The sequence below is a fragment of the Collinsella aerofaciens genome (assembly GCF_005844325.1).
Classification (GTDB): domain Bacteria; phylum Actinomycetota; class Coriobacteriia; order Coriobacteriales; family Coriobacteriaceae; genus Collinsella; species Collinsella aerofaciens_G.
The window spans coordinates 1-19,447 of the sequence record NZ_SPFY01000018.1 but is presented as its reverse complement, the minus strand read 5'-3'; the positions used below and the strand labels follow the sequence as shown (position 1 = coordinate 19,447).

17 protein-coding genes and 1 pseudogene are annotated in these 19,447 nt (G+C 49.5%); 4 read left to right on the top strand and 14 right to left on the bottom strand.

Annotation, left to right across the window (positions count from 1 at the left end):
• Positions 1–97 precede the first annotated feature (97 nt).
• From FGQ61_RS06680 to FGQ61_RS06660, 5 genes are all read right to left on the bottom strand, one after another.
• Positions 98–769 (bottom strand): helix-turn-helix domain-containing protein, encoded by a 672-nt coding sequence (locus FGQ61_RS06680; protein ID WP_138375008.1) that lies wholly within the window; start codon positions 767–769, stop codon positions 98–100.
• Between the two features lie 315 nt (positions 770–1,084).
• Entirely contained in the window at positions 1,085–1,753 is a 669-nt protein-coding gene (locus tag FGQ61_RS06675) for an RloB family protein (protein ID WP_138375007.1), read from the bottom strand.
• Position 1,754: 1 nt separating this feature from the next.
• On the bottom strand, positions 1,755–2,972 hold the full coding sequence (locus tag FGQ61_RS06670) for an AAA family ATPase (protein ID WP_171021537.1): 1,218 nt from the start codon (positions 2,970–2,972) through the stop codon (positions 1,755–1,757).
• Between the two features lie 562 nt (positions 2,973–3,534).
• On the bottom strand, positions 3,535–3,894 hold the full coding sequence (locus tag FGQ61_RS06665; RefSeq protein WP_138375005.1) for a hypothetical protein: 360 nt from the start codon (positions 3,892–3,894) through the stop codon (positions 3,535–3,537).
• The gene (locus FGQ61_RS06660; RefSeq protein ID WP_138375004.1) at positions 3,878–6,052 is read right to left on the bottom strand and encodes a hypothetical protein; all 2,175 of its coding nucleotides are present in this window, start codon (positions 6,050–6,052) and stop codon (positions 3,878–3,880) included. Before FGQ61_RS06660 ends, FGQ61_RS06665 begins: the two co-directional genes overlap by 17 nt.
• A gap of 565 nt (positions 6,053–6,617) precedes the next feature.
• On the opposite strand from FGQ61_RS06660, the gene FGQ61_RS06655 reads away from it, so the two are divergent.
• The 4 genes and pseudogenes from FGQ61_RS06655 to FGQ61_RS09805 all read left to right on the top strand — a co-directional run bounded on the left by FGQ61_RS06655 (position 6,618) and on the right by FGQ61_RS09805 (position 9,720).
• Positions 6,618–7,289 (top strand): hypothetical protein, encoded by a 672-nt coding sequence (locus FGQ61_RS06655; protein WP_138375003.1) that lies wholly within the window; start codon positions 6,618–6,620, stop codon positions 7,287–7,289.
• Between the two features lie 183 nt (positions 7,290–7,472).
• The gene (locus tag FGQ61_RS06650) at positions 7,473–8,489 is read left to right on the top strand and encodes a hypothetical protein (protein WP_138375002.1); all 1,017 of its coding nucleotides are present in this window, start codon (positions 7,473–7,475) and stop codon (positions 8,487–8,489) included.
• A gap of 33 nt (positions 8,490–8,522) precedes the next feature.
• Positions 8,523–8,837 (top strand): hypothetical protein, encoded by a 315-nt coding sequence (locus FGQ61_RS06645; RefSeq protein WP_138375001.1) that lies wholly within the window; start codon positions 8,523–8,525, stop codon positions 8,835–8,837.
• A gap of 89 nt (positions 8,838–8,926) precedes the next feature.
• A pseudogene (locus FGQ61_RS09805) lies at positions 8,927–9,720 on the top strand (transposase).
• A gap of 276 nt (positions 9,721–9,996) precedes the next feature.
• On the opposite strand, the gene wzx reads toward FGQ61_RS09805, so the two are convergent.
• Genes wzx through FGQ61_RS06595 form a run of 9 tightly spaced genes read right to left on the bottom strand, consistent with a single transcriptional unit; the run spans position 9,997 to position 19,385 of the window.
• Entirely contained in the window at positions 9,997–11,406 is a 1,410-nt protein-coding gene (wzx, locus tag FGQ61_RS06635; RefSeq protein WP_138375000.1) for an O-unit flippase-like protein, read from the bottom strand.
• Positions 11,406–12,605, bottom strand: coding sequence for a hypothetical protein (locus FGQ61_RS06630; protein ID WP_138374999.1), 1,200 nt, complete (start codon positions 12,603–12,605; stop codon positions 11,406–11,408). The genes wzx and FGQ61_RS06630 overlap by 1 nt, the downstream gene beginning before the upstream one ends.
• Entirely contained in the window at positions 12,606–13,610 is a 1,005-nt protein-coding gene (locus FGQ61_RS06625; protein ID WP_171021536.1) for a glycosyltransferase family 2 protein, read from the bottom strand.
• Positions 13,585–14,703 (bottom strand): glycosyltransferase, encoded by a 1,119-nt coding sequence (locus FGQ61_RS06620; RefSeq protein ID WP_138374997.1) that lies wholly within the window; start codon positions 14,701–14,703, stop codon positions 13,585–13,587. The genes FGQ61_RS06625 and FGQ61_RS06620 overlap by 26 nt, the downstream gene beginning before the upstream one ends.
• A complete protein-coding gene (locus FGQ61_RS06615; protein WP_138374996.1) occupies positions 14,703–15,455 on the bottom strand; it encodes a glycosyltransferase family 32 protein in 753 nt (250 codons plus the stop codon). Before FGQ61_RS06615 ends, FGQ61_RS06620 begins: the two co-directional genes overlap by 1 nt.
• Before the next feature lie 22 nt (positions 15,456–15,477).
• Positions 15,478–16,722, bottom strand: coding sequence for a Coenzyme F420 hydrogenase/dehydrogenase, beta subunit C-terminal domain (locus tag FGQ61_RS06610; RefSeq protein ID WP_138374995.1), 1,245 nt, complete (start codon positions 16,720–16,722; stop codon positions 15,478–15,480).
• A gap of 8 nt (positions 16,723–16,730) precedes the next feature.
• Positions 16,731–17,918: a polysaccharide pyruvyl transferase family protein gene (locus FGQ61_RS06605; protein ID WP_138374994.1), complete on the bottom strand. Its 1,188-nt coding sequence runs from the start codon at positions 17,916–17,918 to the stop codon at positions 16,731–16,733.
• Positions 17,919–17,927: 9 nt separating this feature from the next.
• Positions 17,928–19,031 carry a glycosyltransferase family 1 protein gene (locus FGQ61_RS06600; protein WP_138374993.1) on the bottom strand — a complete coding sequence of 368 codons (1,104 nt, stop codon included), beginning with the start codon at positions 19,029–19,031 and terminating at the stop codon, positions 17,928–17,930.
• Complete coding sequence (locus FGQ61_RS06595) at positions 19,032–19,385, bottom strand: sugar transferase (RefSeq protein WP_229025931.1); 354 nt, start codon at positions 19,383–19,385, stop codon at positions 19,032–19,034. It lies immediately after the preceding gene.
• Between the last annotated feature and the right edge of the window lie 62 nt (positions 19,386–19,447).

Genomic DNA, 19,447 nt, shown 5'->3' with positions numbered 1-19,447 from the left:
GTCAATTTAGCTGTCGTAGCACGGGCATCGCAGGGCTTCAACTAAAAACTTCGAAATATAAGTGCCGAATCAGTTAAACTGCCGATTCGGCACCCCGTTACATTTGCACACAGTGGCATGCAAAATCCAACTCGAAAACAACTAACTCACTTTGGAAAGACGTATCGCTGTCCACTGCCAATTCCGAAGGAAGAATTGCCGGCAGCGTCAAAGCCCCCATGGGCGAAAGTCCAGTAACGACCATCAGATATCTCTTAGCGTGACCATACGCCATGGAAATCGCATTGGAGAGAAAAAACGGTGCCTCATTCGAATAACCGGAAATGACCTGAGGAATGATTTTGATACCCAACGCAAGCTCAAACTTTGTGACCGTTTTCAGCGTCATGTTGGGCTGAGAATTCAACAATTTCGAAAGCGACTGAAGACTCACGCCCATACGTTTTGTCAGCTCGCTTTTACTCAAGCCCGAGCGCTGCATCTCGCGATGAACAATATACTCAATATCTAGTGCTTGCTCATAGGCACGGGTATCGCTCGTTTCCGTTTCCGCGTAAAAGTCTAGATTTGCATACTCTCCCTTGCGATTTCCCTTCTCAACTTTAGGAAACCCAAGTCGATAAGCACGCAGACGAAAATAGATGCTGTTCTTTTCCAGGTAAGCTCTGGCATCGTCTTCGCTCATCAGCAAGAAATGGACACCTCTCGATTTGAGACGGTCAATCTGCTCGGACGCCGTAAGCCACGGCTTTGTATTAGCGGCGGCCATTAGATCTCCGTTCGCGCTGATTGGCTCGAGATACTATGTAAGAGCGTTTAACTGGGCGAATCACCTAGATATGACTGTTACGCCGAATACTCTTCAATAAAGCCTCTCTTCATAGGCGTAATGAAGAAAGGCGGCCATCCGGAAAACAACCGCCTTTCTGTAGGACGCAGGCCCGTAGGTTGGTTGCGTCAATACCGCTAGATTCGCCCTAGTCTCCTATAGGGTCCCAAAAGGTCAATCCAGTTAAAAACGGCAGGCAGCCCAAAACAACATCTTTCATGAATCTCCAGACCTATCGAGCCCGATCGAACTCGGCTATCCAACCAGATACGGCCCGATTACATCGAAAATTTCGCCCACCTTAGTTGCAGGGTTTTGCGCAGATGGCTTAATGTTACCCAGTTCCCTATGGTACGCGACGAGGCGCCCAGCACGCTCCAATGCTTCGCCTCGCCTATCATCCACTGCCCCAAACATCCCGTCCAGGTTCTTGCGGTACTCGATGCCCAAGTTCTTCGACATCTCCTGCGCGAGGGCATGCTGGCAGTCGGACGCGGACATATGCGCGGTCGTGTAGCGAAAGTGCAAAAGCGGCCACAGCTCGAAGCAGGGGTTCGACCACAACGCATGGAAGGTCCTCGAACCATCGGAGAGCTCGTCACATTTGCGCTTCATCGCATCAAAGTCGGACGCAGGAAAGTCATCCTTGTCATACACGAGCCACACGTGATCGAACGTCTCGGGCGCATAGCGACAGTGTTCGACGGCGAAGTCAAGCAGGTCAAGCGTGTGTCTGCCGGTCCCCTTAACGACAATGGCAACCTTGCGCTCGTTCGCCGCGCCCAACGCCGCACGCACGCCCTCAAAGTAGCGAGGCTCGGTCTCCTTGCCCTCGCTCACTACAAGATGACGCGTCATCTGAACCATGCGCGAGCGGCCCTCTCGCTTGCCGCTACGCCAGCCCTTCGACTTCTTCACCACCATGCTAATCCCACTCCTCGATGCGGGTGAGGTACGGATCGGCGCCGTAGCGACCGGACAGGTATTGCTTGTCGAAAGCCGCGTTCTTGCTTACCAGATTACCGTTTGCCTCGTGGATATCGGCGAGAGACCACAGTTGGCTCGCCTCCCCCTCGCCGCGTGCAGCGAACCATATCTCGTCACGGCGGAACACATCGTTTCGCATGGTTGACACATCCTGGGACGAGAAGATGAGCTGCGCGCCACTCTTATTGACCTCAGGATCCTTAAACAGCAGAATCACATAGCGAAGAAGCTTCGGGTGCAGTTTGGCGTCGAGCTCGTCTACCACAACGGTGCCACCACGCTCAAGCGCTGTCATCAGATACGCAGCCAACCCCATGAGCTTCTGGGTACCGGCAGATTCCTCGGATAAACGCAGCTCGTACGCCTTGCCCCTCACCTTGTGCCTCACGAAGACGCGCTGGCCGCGCCACTCCGGCGCCCTCTCCACTCTGAAGCCATCAATACGCACATCAACGGCGCGCAAAAAACGCGTGACCTCGCGCGAGTCGCCCTCGTCGAGCATTTGCTCGAGCATCCGCTCAAGGTAGGAACTGTTGTAGTTGAGAAACACAGCGTCGAGAAACCAGCTGGCCGCCTCCTGGACCACCGGCGCATCGAAGTTGATGCAAAGGAACGATAGGTACGGCAGGCTCGGGTTGAACCTCGCAGCCGTCACAAGCTTACGCAGTGTGGGGCCGAGTTCAACCTTTGTATCCTCGCGCTCGAACAGCATCGCCGTACGCGACGCTCCCAATTTACGCCGCCACAGCCCTTCGGACACGATCTCATCGGCGTGTACAGACAGAACATAGCGGTACTCATGCTCGCCCGCGCGGTAATAGAGCTCGAACTCGGTGGGCTCGGCAGCAGACACGTCATCAAATTCAAACGCCGAACAACGGGCTATCAAAGGGCGATCACCCGCTGGCGCATCAGCGCTGGCAGACAGCAATCTAATTGGTCTGGCCACCGCCGAACGAACGTAATCAAGAGCCTCGAGCAGGTTAGACTTACCACCAGCGTTGGGCCCGTACACCGCAGCCACCGGAAGGAAACTCTGCCCGTCGGAGCACTCGATGAGGGAACGCTCAAACTCCTTCATCGGCGTCGCCTGCATGGAAAGCTCAGCCTCGTCGCGATAGGACCGATAGTTCTTAAAGGTGAACTGACAAAGCATGGTACTCAACATTCCTTTCATTATTTTGAAAAGATATATCAGAGTTTTTCTTTGATTATAGACTTTAAGTAGTCTAAATCAAGTGCTTGCTACACCAATGACAGCAGGCGCAAGGTGCCAAACCGCCCATACTCGACCATCCCATTGCCGAAATGGCGTTTAGCTAACACGTCACACATTACATGCATGAAAAAAGGGCAACACTCTCTTACAGAAAGCGTCACCCTTAAAGCTCCCAAAGAGCTTTAATATTGCGCTATATACTATACACCTTAATGAAGTGAAGCAGAAAAGAGGCCCCAACTCGTACTGCATCGCCCTAGCGGTTGACGAGTGCCAACGCATAAAAGCACTCTACATACCCGCGCCCGCAGCGACCCGAAAGACGGCATCGCACTCCACGAGGACACATTAGTCAAGCGTCTCATACACAAATTCGCAAACAACTATACTACCAATATTCGAAGCAGCCCTTATCAAGACGTTATCGGGAGTCATCTTTAAAGATACCTCAAACTAATCGAGGCTTATGAGTCCCCAGAACCCCTACCGTTTCCGGGCTCTATCCCAATTTCTCATGTAGATCCTTTATGGTCTGAGCTTCATTTAAAAAGACCTGATCAATTTCAGCGTTGAGGTCATTGACGTAATCCTCAGCGACCTTTTTATAAGTGACATTCTTAACCGAGGAGTCAATCTTTAATTTCAGGCTGAATCTTTGCTTGAGCTGCTCATCCAACAGCCAGCGAAATAACTTGCGTAGAGAGGTCTGGTCGCTTTTCGCAAAGTCGATGTCCAACTCTTCCGGAGCGTCTTCAAAGTGAAGGACCTCATTGCCCTCCGAGTTCATACGCAACGTAACCGTAATCACGTGTTGGTCGGCACCGGCGTTCAGAACGATTCCGTTAGTTAAGTTTTCCATAAACAATCTCCCTGTCGGTAAATGCATATTCCCCGCCCTCAAGAGTGTCCATACTCACTTGTGTCCACACCTTAGGCGGTTTGACCTCAGCAATATCCCTAAGCTCATCGCAAAAGGGATTACCCACGTAGGTACGATAGCAACCGCCATCGTATTCGCGATAAATCGATTGCCAGGGCAAAGTACGAACAGCAATGTTGGCATTATGGGTGGACACTATGACAATTTTATTTGCTTTCGCCAGCTGGTTGATTCTATCTACGATAACCTCGTTGATAAATTCATTGCCCATACTTGCCTCAGGCTCATCGAGGATATAAATGGAGGCATCATCGTCGAACAGGGCATGGGCAAGAACAATCATCGCCCTCTCCCCGTTAGAGGGCTCATAGCTCGAATCTCCCCCACAAGACACATAGGAGGTAACGCCCAGACAGTCCTTAAGCGAGGCAATTCCCATCTCATCTGTCATCTTGTTAACCTCGGCTATTTTCGAGGCCAATGCCCCACACGGAGTTTTGGCGGTATCCGATGCATTGCCGATTGCCGCAACCAACGATTTTAGATTCTTGGCCTTCACCTTATCGCGAAGATAAGAGACCTTCGTTCCCTGCGACGGATTTATTAAGTATTTTCGATGTTGTACAACGTCGCCCTTTTCAGCCAGACGTCCGAGTACCACTTTTTCCTCATAAGGCTCGTTTTGAAAAGAATCGGAAATCGAATTCAAAATGGATCTCGCCTTTTTGTAGCTTAAGGCAAAAGCCGAAAACCCGGTTCCGGAAGGCTTTGTAGGACTCCCCGTTCGCGCAGTGATGTAACTTTTCATTTTCTTGACTGTAAAACACTCGAGATGAAGTGCGTAGGCGTCAACGAAACCGGATCGCACATAGGATTGCGCGTTCATACATACTCTCAGAACAGCAGATCTAAGTTCACTGAATTCGTTAGAACTCAAGCAAGCCTCAACAATCTTGTTGTTAAGAATATTATTAGCGCTAGATATCAATGTCTTATAGTCATCGATAAGACATCTCATCGCGTCAAGGTCCGGTTCTACAGGTGCAGAAGCCAAGGCAAATCCGAAGCGAGCCGTGTCCTTTTTCTCGACACTGTATTCTTCCCAGCTGATGTAATTGCTAAAAGGAGTTACTGCCGGTTCATTCCACGCTCTGATGCCAGCGAATTTATCACTCGCGTCGTCGACGCCGAGTTTAACAAAGTCCTCCTCTTTGGGATTCACGTTCACCATTTGTTTATACTTGTCATTGTTTTCTGACGCGTAATACGAAGAGACATCGGTCCACCCCTTCGCCCGAAAATGATTCTCTATCTTTTTTAGAAGCGCCGTCTTCCCCGTGCCTTTGGCGCCAAAGACGATGGTGACGTCGTTGTAGACGGGGAAGGTAAGCTTCGCATCGTCATCGAACAAAGTGATTTCAACCTGCTCTGACGTTTTCTTGTCCATAATGGATTTGAGAACTTCAGGTGTCTTTCTAAGCAGGAGCAGAAACTGGCTGAAGCTCTTGACCTCAAGTTTAATCTCAGGAAGGGAGCACTCACAATACTTGCTCCAGTCTTTGACGTCCGAGCCAATCAGGCAATCGACCCCATCGGCATACATGATGCCAGCGCGCTTAAGGTTTGAAGGCTCGAAAAAGAACGGGGTTTCTACTGGAAAACTCGCTTTCAGTGCTTGATTATCGGCGTAAGGCAGTGCCTTATCTTTATAAGACTTGCCCTTGAAGGGACGGTAATGAGATATCACGATGAAATCGAACCCTTGTCCGACAAATGCGCCGGCAAGCTTATCCCAATCAAGAACAAAATCATCAGGATGTGTGCATTGAACCAGGCCATTACAGACATCAGAAAACTGCTTCGCATGCACGGGGTCAGCAATAACGATTACATGGCCGACAACCCTAGACTTGCCTCGAATATCAAGCTCTATGCCCGGCCAGAGATCGATTCCCTTGGCTGACGCTTCAGCTACGCATTGCTTGAATATTGAAAGGTCGAAGAGGTTATGGTTTGTAATGGCGGCGATACCAACCTGGTTGCCTGCTAAGGCCTCAGCCAAGCTGGCCGGGTCAATATCGCGCCCTCCATCGCCCGATTTCGCCTTGATGGTATGGCAATGCAAATCAATCTTCATACCAGATTCCTCTCATACGATAGTGTCGAGAAAGTTGATGTAAGCCCGATTCGAAGCGAGTCGGTCCGCATCCCAAACCTGAATATCATTAGATATCCTATGCCGCCCCTATTTCACCTGCAAGCTCGAAGATGGCCCCAATCATCCGTCCTGTCCCAATCCACTTTGCACCCACACCGGAAGTTCGAACTTGACGCTGAGCAAATCCTTGATAACCGTACCGTTCGACATCGCGGCGAGGCCCTAACACTCCGCACCACTTCCAACACGCGTCTGAAGAACGTAGCCCCGCTGAGGTTGCGCAGGACAGCCTCAACTGTGAGCTCGCCCCCAATTTCGTTATTAGCTGGCAGCAGCCGACACTCCCCTGCCCGGAAACAGCCCCCCCCCCGGAACGCTCCACAGACATGCACCCCAGACGCCGAGGGCGATCACAGCCCCCGGGCAACACCAGCGACCCGCACCACTCCCGCACGAAGATCCCACCAGTCGGCCTTACCTTGGCGGCAAACAACCCGGGCGCACAAAGCGACCCAGGGCACCTCCACCCAAGAAAGGATCTTCTATGCTCAAAGACGGCATCGCATACCTACTCAAGTTTGCACCCAAGGAAGCATACATCGACGACCTAATAAACGGTCGCCTCTACATGAACGCGGCCGGCTACTATCATGGCCTGCCTGGCGAACAGGGCGATCCGCTCGAAGCTTCCATGGCTCCCGGGGTGCGCCTCTACAGATATACTTCCCTGCCCATCTACTGCATGTATACGGTCCGCGAGAACGATATCGTCGACAACGCCGTGAAAATCCCGAAACGCATGATCCAGGAGTTCGGATGCGAGGACGGATGGATCGGCATTGTGCAGTACGACAGCTTCGCGCGCCTCGCCGACAGACACACCACCGACGACGGAAGCATCTACGCCCACGGTCCCATCTCCTACGGCGTTCCCGGGCCAAAACTGATACGCGAGATCTTTGAGGGCATCCCGCACAATCTCGTTATCAAAACACCCAAGTACGCATATCAGAAGGAGTATCGAATCATCGGGTCGCGACCGGTCGAATGTCGCCTTTTACCAGACGAGAATCACCTAGGCTGCAAAATTGAAAAATACGACCACGCAGAACTTGACCTAGGCAGCAGCCTTGCGGACTTTTCCTGGAAGGTCTCGGTGGCGAGTCTCGAAGAAGCGCGAGACGGCCTTATGCTGGATTTGCCGCATCAGGCATAGTCAACCCAACGCGATTCACAACGTCACCGGGCAACCAACCATCCCTCCCCTCCCCAACATCCCCCAGAAAGTTCGCTGATGTTGACTGGGGTTCCCGTAAAATAATCCCCAATAAAATATGTGCGGAGTGCAGGCCTGGAGCTGCCTTCGGACCCTATTGACTGCTCACCGAGAGGCTCCGCTATGAAACGACCCCTTTACTACCTGCTCTGCGCGATCGCGTGCACGTCCATGGTCGGCGCGACGATGCCCATGGCAGCCATCGCGGAGGCAATTCAGCCCCAAGAGACCACCGAGCAGCAGGCGCAAGCCGACGCCACGAGCAGCGGCACAGACAAGGCTGAAGACGGCACCAACACAAATGCGACAGCAGATTCCGCAGAGGACAGCACCGCAACATCTACCGGCACCAGCCAGACCGACCCCGCGGACGCCAACACCACAGACACCGCCACCCCCGGCACCGCCGCCGCAACCGGCGCGGCCACCACAGCCCCCACCCCATCCCTCCGAGCCCGCACCAACCCCACGCCCGCCGCAATCTCCACCACGTCACAAACCACCTACGCCCACTCCGCCACGGCAACCCAAAACGGCTTCACCTTCACCGTCTCGTGGAACGACGCCCCCGCGGGCACCGCGACGATCTTCCACGTAACCCAGGCCAACGGCTCGTCCCAGGCCAAGGCGCGCATGGACGTGCCCACCTATTGGGACGGCGGCAGCCAGGAAAGCGTCTGCGACCCGTCGCGCCCGGCATGGGCCAGCTACTGCAGCCTGGGCACCGCGGGCCACGACTTTACCTTTGACTTCACGGCATCGGGCACCTACCGCATCTACTTCTACTTCATGGACAACGACAGAAACGACCCCCAAAACGACAAGGGGATCTACTACCTGCGCACCACGGCGGAGGTGACCGTAAACGACGCCGCCCGCCCCAGCGTCACGCAGATCGTCAACAGCGCCGTGGCCCAGTGCAGGCAACAGACAAACGGCTCGGAATACGACATGGCGCTGTGGCTCCACGACTGGACGCTCGACCAGCTGGAGTACGACCACAGCCTTAACTGGTGCTCGGCCGAAAGCGGCCTCACGCGCCACCAGGGCACCTGCGAGAGCTACCAGCGCATCTACTCCAAGCTCCTTGACGCCGTGGGCATCGCCAACGGCCGCATCACCGGCAACGGCCACACCTAGAACGCCGTAAAGATCGACGGCAAATGGTGCCAGATGGACCTAACCTGGGACGACACCAGCGACAACTGGTACGGAGATCTGGACCAGAGCCATCTGTACTTTGGCCTGACCGACGAGCTCATGGCAATCGCCCACTCCGACCACACGGCAAACTATCAGAAGGACGGCTACGCCTACCGCTCGACCGACCTGTCCAACAATTACTTTGTGCGAAATGGCAAGGCCGAAGAATGGACAGAGAAGTACGCCGACCGCATTCAGCAGCACCTAGATGCCAAGGAAGAGAGCTTTTCCATTGACGCTGATAACCAGTCGTTCCCGCCGAGCATCTCGGGGATTCAGAGGTGACGCATAATTTCTTTCGCAAATTGACAACCGCATAGCGGAACACGGCCCGCGCCCCGTCATATGGATTCCAGCGGCTAAACAACAAATCATTGACGAAGGGAGCACGGGACGCGTCTGCGATCATCGTACCAACCGACGAGGAGTCGCTGCGCAAGGACATAAAGAATCTGGTGAGGAAGACCGTCGAGGAGACGACCAACGCGCTGCTCGACGAGGAGGCGTCCGAGCTCGTCAGAGCCGAGCGCTACGAGAGGAAGGCGGGCTGGGAGGCCTACCGCAGCGTCCGGTATGCCAGAAAGCTCGCCATTGGAGCCGGGAAGGTCGAAACAAGTGCGTGAGGATGCTCGGTGCGCTCGGGGAGGTGTTCCCCGGGGCCCGCCACCGGCACTGCGCGGTGATTTCTACCGCAACGTGCTGGAAAGGGTTCCCGTGACCAGGCGAAAGGCCGTAGCGCATGTTGAAGGCGATCCACGCGCAGGAAGCGCGCGAGGCATGCGGCAGGAAGGCCGGGGAGGTGGCGGACGAGTTGGAGTCGATACGGCTCGGGGCGGGCACGAGGACGGAGCGCGACGGGTTCGCCGAGACGCTTGCCTACACGGAATTCCCGCCGGAGCACTGGCGCCGGATCAGGACGAACAACGGGATCGAGCGCATCAACCGCGAGACCAGGAGGAGGACGAGGGTCGTCGGGGCCTTCCCGGACGGCAATTCGGCCCTCATGCTAGTGACGGCGAGGCTGAAGTACATTGTGGAGCACGAGTGGGGCAAGAGGAGGTACCTGGACATGTCCAAGCCGGAGGAGATGGACGAGCTGAGGGGAAAGCGAAGGGCTAGAAGAGGACAGGGCCGAGGACGGCTAAATCAATTTGCGAAAGAATCTTGACTGTACCAGGTGACGTTAGAAAACTTTAGCAGCATGTCTAAATCATATTGTCGATATCCTTTCCTTGCCTATGGCAAAGCGTACATGCGGCAACGTCACATAGTCATGGCCGTTCCATAAAGTAAAAGGTTCTGGGGCATTCAAAGCCCCAGAACCTCACCGTCCGACTTCTAGGAAGGGACATTTTTTCTTTTCGACGGCTGGCCGTCGGCGGATTTACATCAATATATCCGGCGCGATTGAAATCATAAATCACATTAAAACAGTGATTAACACTTATTTATTCAACGCACAGGACCACTGCACGAGACCAGATCTAATCAACGCAAAATAATGGGAGGAAAATTTACGTGCAAGGTATACAGGCCATTTCCAATTATTATATGCAAGCTGAGCAACCCCATTACCAACCACGAGCGCCCAGACACCCATGCTAGTAAAGGAAATTAAGACATACGACAATACAAAACCCGCAATAGCCGAAACTATATAAGCCGGAAGATAGGGGATTTCATTTGTACTGATAATGTAATTACAGCACAATGAATGATGGTTCCAAACCGCAAGATAAACAACCAAGGAGAAATAAAGAAGCCCGTCGGGGGAGAAGCCTTTCTTAACTAGGAACAAAACGGGGAAGCCGACAAACCAGACACCGATTGTGCATACAACAATTAAAATCCAATATAGAGACAGACTTTTTTCAATAATTTTTCGTGCAGTCTGAACTTCACCACCAGCATAGGCAGACTGAAACATCGGAATAAAAGATCGAACGTAGGCGCTGGCAAACCCGTAAATTGCACCACCAACTTGAATAATTAACGAATACTGAGAGTTTACCTCCACGCCAAGAAAATAGGAGCAGAGCAGGGAACTCAACTGAGTGGAAGCATAGCAGCAAAGTTGAACAACGCCATCCCTCCACGCCAAATAAGCCACTGAAGTAAACGTTTCTTTTATTTCAGAAATAGAAACACCCGCACAAGCGCTATTTGCTTTTTTCATCGCCTCTGAGTGAACCTCCAGAAAGCGACCGCAAAAAAATCTCAGTACAATGTCATTAAACAGATAACCGATGGCAGCGCCAATAATGCCAAAACCCATAAACAGCAAAAGAGCAGACACCACAAGCTGCCCAATGCGACCATAAGACTTTGCCCTGCTTTCAGCGGAAATATCCCCGAACCCTCTCAGGCAGGTCGTGTAATGAAAAAAGAATAGATTAAAAAACACGTCAAAACAAAAAATTAGCCATGCGGCCCAGCAAGAAATGGGATCAATAGCACTCGAAATTGAAGAAATGTAGGCAGTTCCAACTGTAGCGGTAAGCATCAGGACAACGCAAGAAATTAATGCGTAAACAAGCCGGGATGTTTTAATCAATTTGCCAAGAAGCTCATAGTCTACAGAATCACCAACTTGAGATGAATCGTAGCCGCTCTTGCTAATGCTACGTGCACCGCTAAGACAATAAACAATATTTCTCGCAAAAGTTGGCGTAAAGCCAAATTCAAATAGCAGCGTTAAATTGCCTATTGCAACAAAAGTGTACCAGAGACCAAGTTCAGCGCTAGATAAGTAAGCAAGCAGAAACGGAAGAAGGAGGAAGCTGCTCCCCATTGAAAGAACAGTACTTACATAGTTCCATATAATGTCTGCCTTGGTAGTTTTAATTTTAGCCATTATTTAGCCATCTCCAAAACATCCTTTGATGGCACCCCGGATTGACAAGGCCCCTTATCTGAAAAGGTGGGCAGCGCCATAAGCATAAAGAAATTACATGCTGGATATAACATTCCGCATTCAACAAACCCAATTAAGGAATACAAGACCAAGCCAATGAAAGTCACGTGGGCCGAAATACGCGCTTTATTTATCGCTACGCAATAGAAAGCAACAAACGCGGTAAATGGGATCAAACCGTATTGAATAAGTAATCGACAATAAGCATTATCAAGCATGACTCTTGTTTGGATTAAATAACCGCCCGTTGCAGACGGCAGCGAAACTATGGCCGTTAAGTCATTACCAAAAACAGTCAGAGGGTAGTTTTCAAAATAATAGGCGGAATAAAAAATCCGGTTGGTCATTAAATTATCAAGCTGGACAAGCCATTTATTGGCACCATGGGACCACATAATAGGCAGGGCTATACTAACAATCGCCAGAAATAGCGGTAAAAAACTAAATAGGGACCCATATGGTTTTGAACGGCGACTCCTGAATGAAATATCCGAATACAAGGCCATTACGAAAATGCCAGCTGCAGAAGTTTTTGAATCGGCTACGAAAAAAGCAATTACAAAGCATAAGATACCCACAAGACCGCTTTTGCCTTTCAGCTCAAAAATAGAAGCAGAATAAGCAATAAACAAAAGCTGGCCGAAATTATTAGGATGGGCAAAACCCATCGAATTTCGAACAAAATTGCTACCGCGCGACATTAATACAGAAGGAATAGCACCGATACTATTGAGACCAACAACCATCAATAGCATTAAGACGGAAGATAAAAGAATAGGCCTTGAAATGTAAGATTCAGGGACGTCTTCAGCACAGAGACAAAGCAGAGCCAACCAAATAATCTGAGGAGCTTTATTTGATTTCAGCGACCAGACGCAAATTATAATTAATAGCAACCCAACAAGTACTTTTACATGGGAAGTCTTTTGTAGTAAAAGCTTCAACAGTAGAAACGCTAGGGCACATAACTCAAAAACCAGCGAAAGCGCTGCAAGAGAAATCCCAAACACATTGGCAGCATTTACTGATCCAATATAATATGAAAATGAAAATAAAGCCAAAGCGAAGCTGAACAGTACGGCACCCGCATTTACCCGTTTAATCTCAGTCCAGGATCTTTCAACATTAATCAAACTCAATTAATATACCCCATAAACAAACTTAGTGAAGCCAATTGCAGCCATAACTCGCCTTGCAAGAAGAAGGCGGATCGTAATATGATTCTTCATTTCAGAGATTAAACGGCGTGAATAACGGTGAGAGTCAAAACCTTCCATTAAATAGCTGAAATACGGCTGGCAGACCATATTAGAGACAGGCATATAAAGCTGATTCGATTCCAACCGTGCAAGATTACGAATCAAAGATAAGACTTCCCTGACTGCAGATTGCTTGTAAAGATCGTTCAAATCCGGATTCACGAGACAAAGCTCGTATAGTTTTATCAATAAATTATCGACACCCTCGACAGCCGAGATATCAGTATTTCTCGTTACTGAATCACTATTGTTGACATAGCAATAGACCGCCGAGTCCACTACTTTTACACTTTCAGCCAGACGATAAGCATCTACCATAAACAAAGCGTCTTCACCGAAACGAATGCCATCTTCAAATTTAAGAAAACCATTCCGGAATAATGATTTCTTAAATATCTTTCCCCAAACGCTTCGGAATACAACACCTTTAGTAAAGCTCGAAAACGGAACTTTATTAACATTATCCCAAAATGCAAGGCTAAGAGAGCATGCTGTTTTCCAGTCGATGCTTATAGCCTTGCCCGAATAATCGCCATGCTCATTCAGTAGAGCCCCGATAACCAAGCTACAGCCATCTGAGGATTCAAGCAACAGCCTAACTGCATTTATAGGCAGCATATCGTCAGCATCAACAAATGCCACCCAATCACCGGAGGCCTCATCGATACCCCTATTACGCGCCACGCATACACCACTATTATTTTGACTAATCAGCTTAATCCGGTTGTCGCCCTCAGCAATAGCCATAACTAGCTCAGCGCCACGATCAGTCGACCCATCATCAACAATAATTATTTCAATGTTGCTCACACTCTGACGCTGAAGACTATTTAATGTCTTTTGAATCGTTTTTTCAGCGTTATACATCGGCACAATCACGCTCACGAGAGGATTGTCGACCAAGGAAGATTGACAGCAATTTACCTGCTTGCTTGTTGACGTCATAAACAGACGCCCCCCCCGCAAGCTTATTTGGACGACCCATAGAAATAATTGCGTCAACCCATTCGGCAACATTAAAGGAGCACTTTAAAAATTTATCAGAAATATCAGCCGCATCTGGAACGCCAAATGAACAGACACAAGGTAATCCGTTAAGCTGGGCTTCAATTGCGGCAACACCAAGTCCCTCAAACGTAGATGGAAATACAAAACAGTCAAATGAAGACAGAATGTCTTTAATATCTTTTCTTTCGCCTGCAAACAAGACACTAGATGAGATACCCAGCTTAGCCGCAGATTCCTGAAGACTCTTGCGTAGGGGGCCATCGCCAACAATCATTAATTTACAGTTGGATTTAACTGTTAGCAGTTCCTTCATTATCTTTAAAAGAAAAATATGATTCTTTTGACTAGTCAAACGTCCAACAGTACCAATAAGAAAATCTTTTGACGAAAGGCCGAACTCTTCCCTAATTACTACCCTGCTGACAGGATCGTACTCCATGTCATTAAAATTTAAGGCATTTGGAAGCACCTGAAAATTATCGCCCCAGAAGAATGAACCCGCTTCTTTTGAACACGCAAGCCTAACATTAGAATTACGTAACGCCGCACGGCGATTAAAACGGCTTATAACTTGAGTCGGCAAACCGCCCAAAAAACGAGAACTGTGAGAATGAGCAATGCGGACAGAGACATTCGCCCGTTGAGCTGCTCGCAAGACATCCGCATATAAAAGATGATTAAAGTTACACCAAACCGCCTGGTAACGATTTGGTTCATCTTGAAATAGATGGTCTAGATACTCAAAGCGCTTAATGGGCCTATCAATATCCGGGCAAATGTGGATTTCGGAGTTCATCTCATGAACGAATGCAACATCTGATAAATCAGACGTTGCAAGAAATTCAAACGTAGCATATGAGCTAAGGGCCTTTATATACCTACCAACAACGATTTCGGTTCCACCCAGCCCATTTGAAAGGCCAGATACTAAAACCCTAGGCTTATTGTGGTCTAAGGCAGACGAAACCATTAAAAAGCCTTCCTTCCAAATCTAAGTACCGACAGAACAGAGGAGATGAACCAAGACAGCTTGGGTCCAATTACTGGCGCAAGCTTTTTCCGCATTTCAACACGGAACTTCTTAGCGGGTGACAACCAGGTGCCTGAATAATGGTGAATAGAATATGTATCATCAGTAATTTCAAACTTGCCACTATGACTGTCTAGGGGATCAAAATAAGTAGCAGGGTATGCAGTGAAACCATTTAACTGCTGAAATGAACCATCTCTCTTAAGAGCACAACTCACTTCCAGGTAATCAGTTAGCACCCTCGGAGAGGTATCCATAGAGTTGCGGCCTTTTCGCATCTCAAATCTCATAGATTCATATAATTTTGCGACATCGCTCATGACATGGCTTCCGGCCTCAGAACCCATGATGAGGCCGGGATTCAAGAAGAAATTATTCTTCATGAATCCCGCAAAAGCCTCATTATCTAAAAGCTCGTCCAGAGGCTTCAGGACTTCGACATCTGTATCGAGAAGGATTCCACCCTCTGAATACAGTATTCTGTAGCGCGCATAATCGCTGACAAACGCCCATTTTTTTGAGGCATATGCCTCACGACAAAATTCACATTGATTTATATCGAAATTACTTTCGTCCCATCTACGAATTTCCCAATCAGGCATGATCTTCGACCAAGACTCAATGCATTTTCTTTCAAGTTCAGGAAGCTCACTTCCACCGAACCAGATGTAGTGCAGAACTTTAGGAATCATCAATTCCCTTTCGAACAATAGGCTACTTCTTTATGATTTTTTTAACCAGACGCTTCATCGGGTCATAAATTCCAAGCTTTTCGCATGTATGCCTAGCAAAGCGCTCGGCTTTTACTTTTCCGGAATCGGGGAACCACTTGTTCATAAGCTCCTCACCATCCAGATTCGCCACATCAGCCATGAATTCATCGCGACGCGGATTCAGCTTCACGGACTTAGTAAGTTCACGAACACCTTCTACTGCAGCCTCAACATCAATCTCCTTCATACGGGCATAGCTTGAGGCTCGATCAAGCAATTCTTGTCCCTCATCGCTTTGGATGAGAACTCGAGTGACGCCTCGATTGTCGTCGAACTCTTTCGAGAGTCGATAAACATCGAAGAAATCCCAGCAAGTCAAATCAGTAACGCGATAACGCTTTTTAAACGGGCATTCGTAACAAATGGGTCGATCTGAAAGATCAGCAAAAAAGGCCCTTAGGTAAGGATCTGTTTCGACACCTTCACTGTACAGCCGTTCACCATACAGAGTCTCACCTTCGAGCTCGCACATATTTGAATAGCGATAGCCAAACCGTGATTTATCTCTAAAAAGAACGGTCTCACCTTTTACGCCAACCTTTGCGTCAAGCCATTCGACCTGCCGCGCGAACACAGCGCGAGCGGGGTTCGCGCGGCAGACGAAGTCTGCCACGCGTAAATTTGCCGGCTTGCCGCCCAAAAATCGAAGCAGGCCTTCGCATTGACAAGGGGTACCAATAAAGAGAACTTCACGTCCAGTTTTTAGTTGTTGTTTGACCTCGGGATACGCAGGGCCAACAACGCTCTGAACATATTTACTGTTGCGGAAGCGCCAAAGTTCATCAACGCTTTCCACAGAAAAATGTCCGACCTTAAGTCGCCCAGGGGCTCCTTCGGCTCGCACAAGCTGTTCACCGCGCAAATAACCTGCGCCAAACACAATACCGCCGTTGGCAATCACGGCCTGAGCAAGGGCAGTGAAGGCTCCACCAGAAGTGCTTTCAGCAAGCACCTTTTGATCATTATGCTGGACTAGAAAGGCTCGTTGGGACTTAGGCTCGTCCTTATCAACATTAAGCACTGGGCAAGCCTTTTCGCATAATCCGCAATCAATACACTGGTCAGCATTGACTACGGGGTACTCGCAGCCCTCGGCGTCATATTCCATTGATATGCACTGCTTGGGACATTTTTGAGCACAGGCAGCGCAACCGCAGCATTTACTTTTGTCCGTGATGGAGATCATACTGTTCCCTACAACTCAAGAGCTGATTTAAGCCAATTGGCCGATTCATTCCTATACACATTAAGTCGTTGACGTACTGACACAAAGTCGATTTCATTTGCCATTGCGGCACGGAAAGCATCCTTCGATTCGCAAATACGATCGGAGTTTCCAAGGACACGCAACAATGTATCAATACGTGAGTTCGTAGACTGAGCACCCATATTCTCGTGGCGACGGAACGAGAAGAAGGGCACTTCAAAAATATTTGAGAAAACGCTTCCGTGGAAAGAGTCAGTACAGACATACGAAGCATGGGCAATCAAGTTGACCCACTCAGCCGGACCGGCTTCCCAAGGATAATAATCCGCGTAATCGTCATCAGCCTTAACATACTCATCGGGATGAGCAATGGCGACGATCTTCAAATTATGCTGCTTGGCAAGCTCTTGGGCACATTCACGATTCCATGCATTCTTACCCATGAAATAGCAGAAAACATAGAGCTCGTCAGGAACGTCAATCGAAGAGGAACAAGCAAGGCTTGCCCACTGATCTCTAGCCAGCAGCATCGTAGGGTCGCATACAACAGAGCATCGGACGCCCGTAGCTTTCTCTACCAAATCCGCTCCCGTATCCTCGCGAACAGAAATGGCCGAAAAATCGGAAAGAAAATCTTTTGTTTTACGAAGATATTTTTCAGAAAGGGAAGATACTCCAAAACTAGTGGAATAAGACACCTTGCGGACAGGAGGCCGCACGAAAGATAGTGTAAAGTACCTACCAGCAATGTTAACAGGCAGCCAAAGCTGATCGCTGCCAACAACAACGCTGTCATAGTCAGCCACAAGCGCCCCAAGTTCTTCAAACGAAGCGGCTTGAGGAGTAAAACTAAAATGTGTTGACTCGAAAGATGAAAATGCACTTTTCCTCTTTGCCATTTTCTTTCCAAAGTCAGCATCAAGCTTCTGCTTGATGCGATGCTTTACAAAACCCAGCTTTGCACGATAAAGATCTACATCAAATAGATGCTCAAGATAGTAATCATTGCGTCCTTCAGAAATAGCATGACCCAGGCCACGTTTATCAATAGTATTGACTTCAACTCCCAGTTCCTCAAGGGCACGCTGGGTCGCGTACGCCTGAAGAACGCTGCCAAAGTTGATTTTGTCATGACACGACGCGACTGCGACTCGCTTAGAACATGTAATAGTCAAGCTATCCCCTTAATCAACAGAACCTAAATAGGTCATATAACAATCCAATAACACTCTGGCCGCAGCATTAATTTCAAATACCTGCAAACCGGCATCGTCGCCAGGCGCGAAGACCTCTGTGCTCAACTCAATAAGTCTTTCGGCCCACTTTATACAGGAGCTAGAAAGTGATTCAAATTGCATCATGGATGTAACAGCGGTCTCAGAGGTAACGGCATCAGACGCAAGAATGGGTGTATGCGATGCCTGGCATTCGACTCCGACCATTGGGAGGCCTTCATACAGGCTCGGCAGGCAGAAAACATCAAATGCTCGATATAAAGATGCTGCGTCGCTTCTAGTGCCCAAAAATCGAACAGAATGGCTAATCCCCAGACAATCAGCTTGGTCCTTTATCTGTTCAACCAACGGACCAGAACCAACCAAAACTAAAACAGCATCATTACGAATCTTTAAAACCTGATTGAATATATTAAGCAAATATGAGTGATTCTTCTGCTCTGTAAAACGACCAATGTGCCCAATTAGAAGCTGTCCGTCAGCAACACCAAGCGATCGCCGCGTCCTTAGGCGATCCTCATCATCTGGCGCGAAAACAGACAAGTCGACAGCATTACGCATGACTACAAATTGAGAACTCGATCCAAATAACCATTCACCAGCGAATTTACTACATGCAAAACGGTGAGTCGGATACCGGTTTGATTGCGTTTTCAGCACGGCCTTCAGGGCATTCCTGGCATACTCACCCTTACCACTCGTAGAATGGCTATGGGCGATACGCACGGGGACACCCGCCTTCTTCGCAGCACGAAGAGGAAAGACCGAAAGCGCGTTGATGTGACTATGGACAATCTTCCAGCCCTCTTGCTTAAAGAGACGCTGAAGCTCTCGCTGGTATTCAGCTACATGCTGATAGGGCGGTATCTCAAAGACCCTGCCACCGAGCGATTCGATCTCGTCACGGGGAACAAGCGTCGAATCGGAATCAACAAGAAAGTCAAACTGCACTTTACTGCGATCGATGTGACGATAGTAATTCATAACGACAGCTTCGACGCCGCCGCCAACCATCTTGCCAACAACCTGAGCCACCCTAACCGGTTCAGTCATTTAGCAAGCACCTCCACCGGTAAAGACCTCAACGACCGTGAGGAGAACAATCTTCAAGTCCGTGATGGGGCCGCGCTTGGCGATGTACTCCAAATCACGGCGGACCATCCCGTCGAAGTCGGTGTCGTTGCGATCGGTCACCTGCCACCAGCCGGTGATGCCGGGCTTAACGGACAGTCGCTGCAGGTCGTACTCGGTATATTCCGCCACTTCGTTGGGCAGCGGCGGGCGCGGGCCCACGACGGACATCTGGCCCAGGAACACGTTCAGGAACTGCGGGAACTCGTCGATGGAGTGCTTGCGGATGAACCTGCCGATCTTGGTGACGCGGGGGTCCTCCTTCATCTTGAACATGGCGCTGTTAGCGCTACTGTAAAAACAACCAATTTCGCCATCGCACTTTAGCCGATTCCGCC

Bases quoted from the DNA above. Each gene is read 5' to 3' on its own strand.
- FGQ61_RS06675 (WP_138375007.1), bottom strand. From the start codon at position 1,753: ATGGTGGTGAAGAAGTCGAAGGGCTGGCGTAGCGGCAAGCGAGAGGGC.
- FGQ61_RS06620 (WP_138374997.1), bottom strand. From the start codon at position 14,703: ATGGTTTCGTCTGCCTTAGACCACAATAAGCCTAGGGTTTTAGTATCT.
- FGQ61_RS06610 (WP_138374995.1), bottom strand. From the start codon at position 16,722: ATGATCTCCATCACGGACAAAAGTAAATGCTGCGGTTGCGCTGCCTGT.
- FGQ61_RS06600 (WP_138374993.1), bottom strand. From the start codon at position 19,031: ATGACTGAACCGGTTAGGGTGGCTCAGGTTGTTGGCAAGATGGTTGGC.
- FGQ61_RS06670 (WP_171021537.1), bottom strand. From the start codon at position 2,972: ATGCTTTGTCAGTTCACCTTTAAGAACTATCGGTCCTATCGCGACGAG.
- FGQ61_RS06660 (WP_138375004.1), bottom strand. From the start codon at position 6,052: ATGAAGATTGATTTGCATTGCCATACCATCAAGGCGAAATCGGGCGAT.
- FGQ61_RS06665 (WP_138375005.1), bottom strand. From the start codon at position 3,894: ATGGAAAACTTAACTAACGGAATCGTTCTGAACGCCGGTGCCGACCAA.
- FGQ61_RS06680 (WP_138375008.1), bottom strand. From the start codon at position 769: ATGGCCGCCGCTAATACAAAGCCGTGGCTTACGGCGTCCGAGCAGATT.
- FGQ61_RS06645 (WP_138375001.1), top strand. From the start codon at position 8,523: ATGGACCTAACCTGGGACGACACCAGCGACAACTGGTACGGAGATCTG.
- wzx (WP_138375000.1), bottom strand. From the start codon at position 11,406: ATGGCTAAAATTAAAACTACCAAGGCAGACATTATATGGAACTATGTA.
- FGQ61_RS06655 (WP_138375003.1), top strand. From the start codon at position 6,618: ATGCTCAAAGACGGCATCGCATACCTACTCAAGTTTGCACCCAAGGAA.
- FGQ61_RS06650 (WP_138375002.1), top strand. From the start codon at position 7,473: ATGAAACGACCCCTTTACTACCTGCTCTGCGCGATCGCGTGCACGTCC.
- FGQ61_RS06615 (WP_138374996.1), bottom strand. From the start codon at position 15,455: ATGATTCCTAAAGTTCTGCACTACATCTGGTTCGGTGGAAGTGAGCTT.
- FGQ61_RS06595 (WP_229025931.1), bottom strand. From the start codon at position 19,385: ATGTTCAAGATGAAGGAGGACCCCCGCGTCACCAAGATCGGCAGGTTC.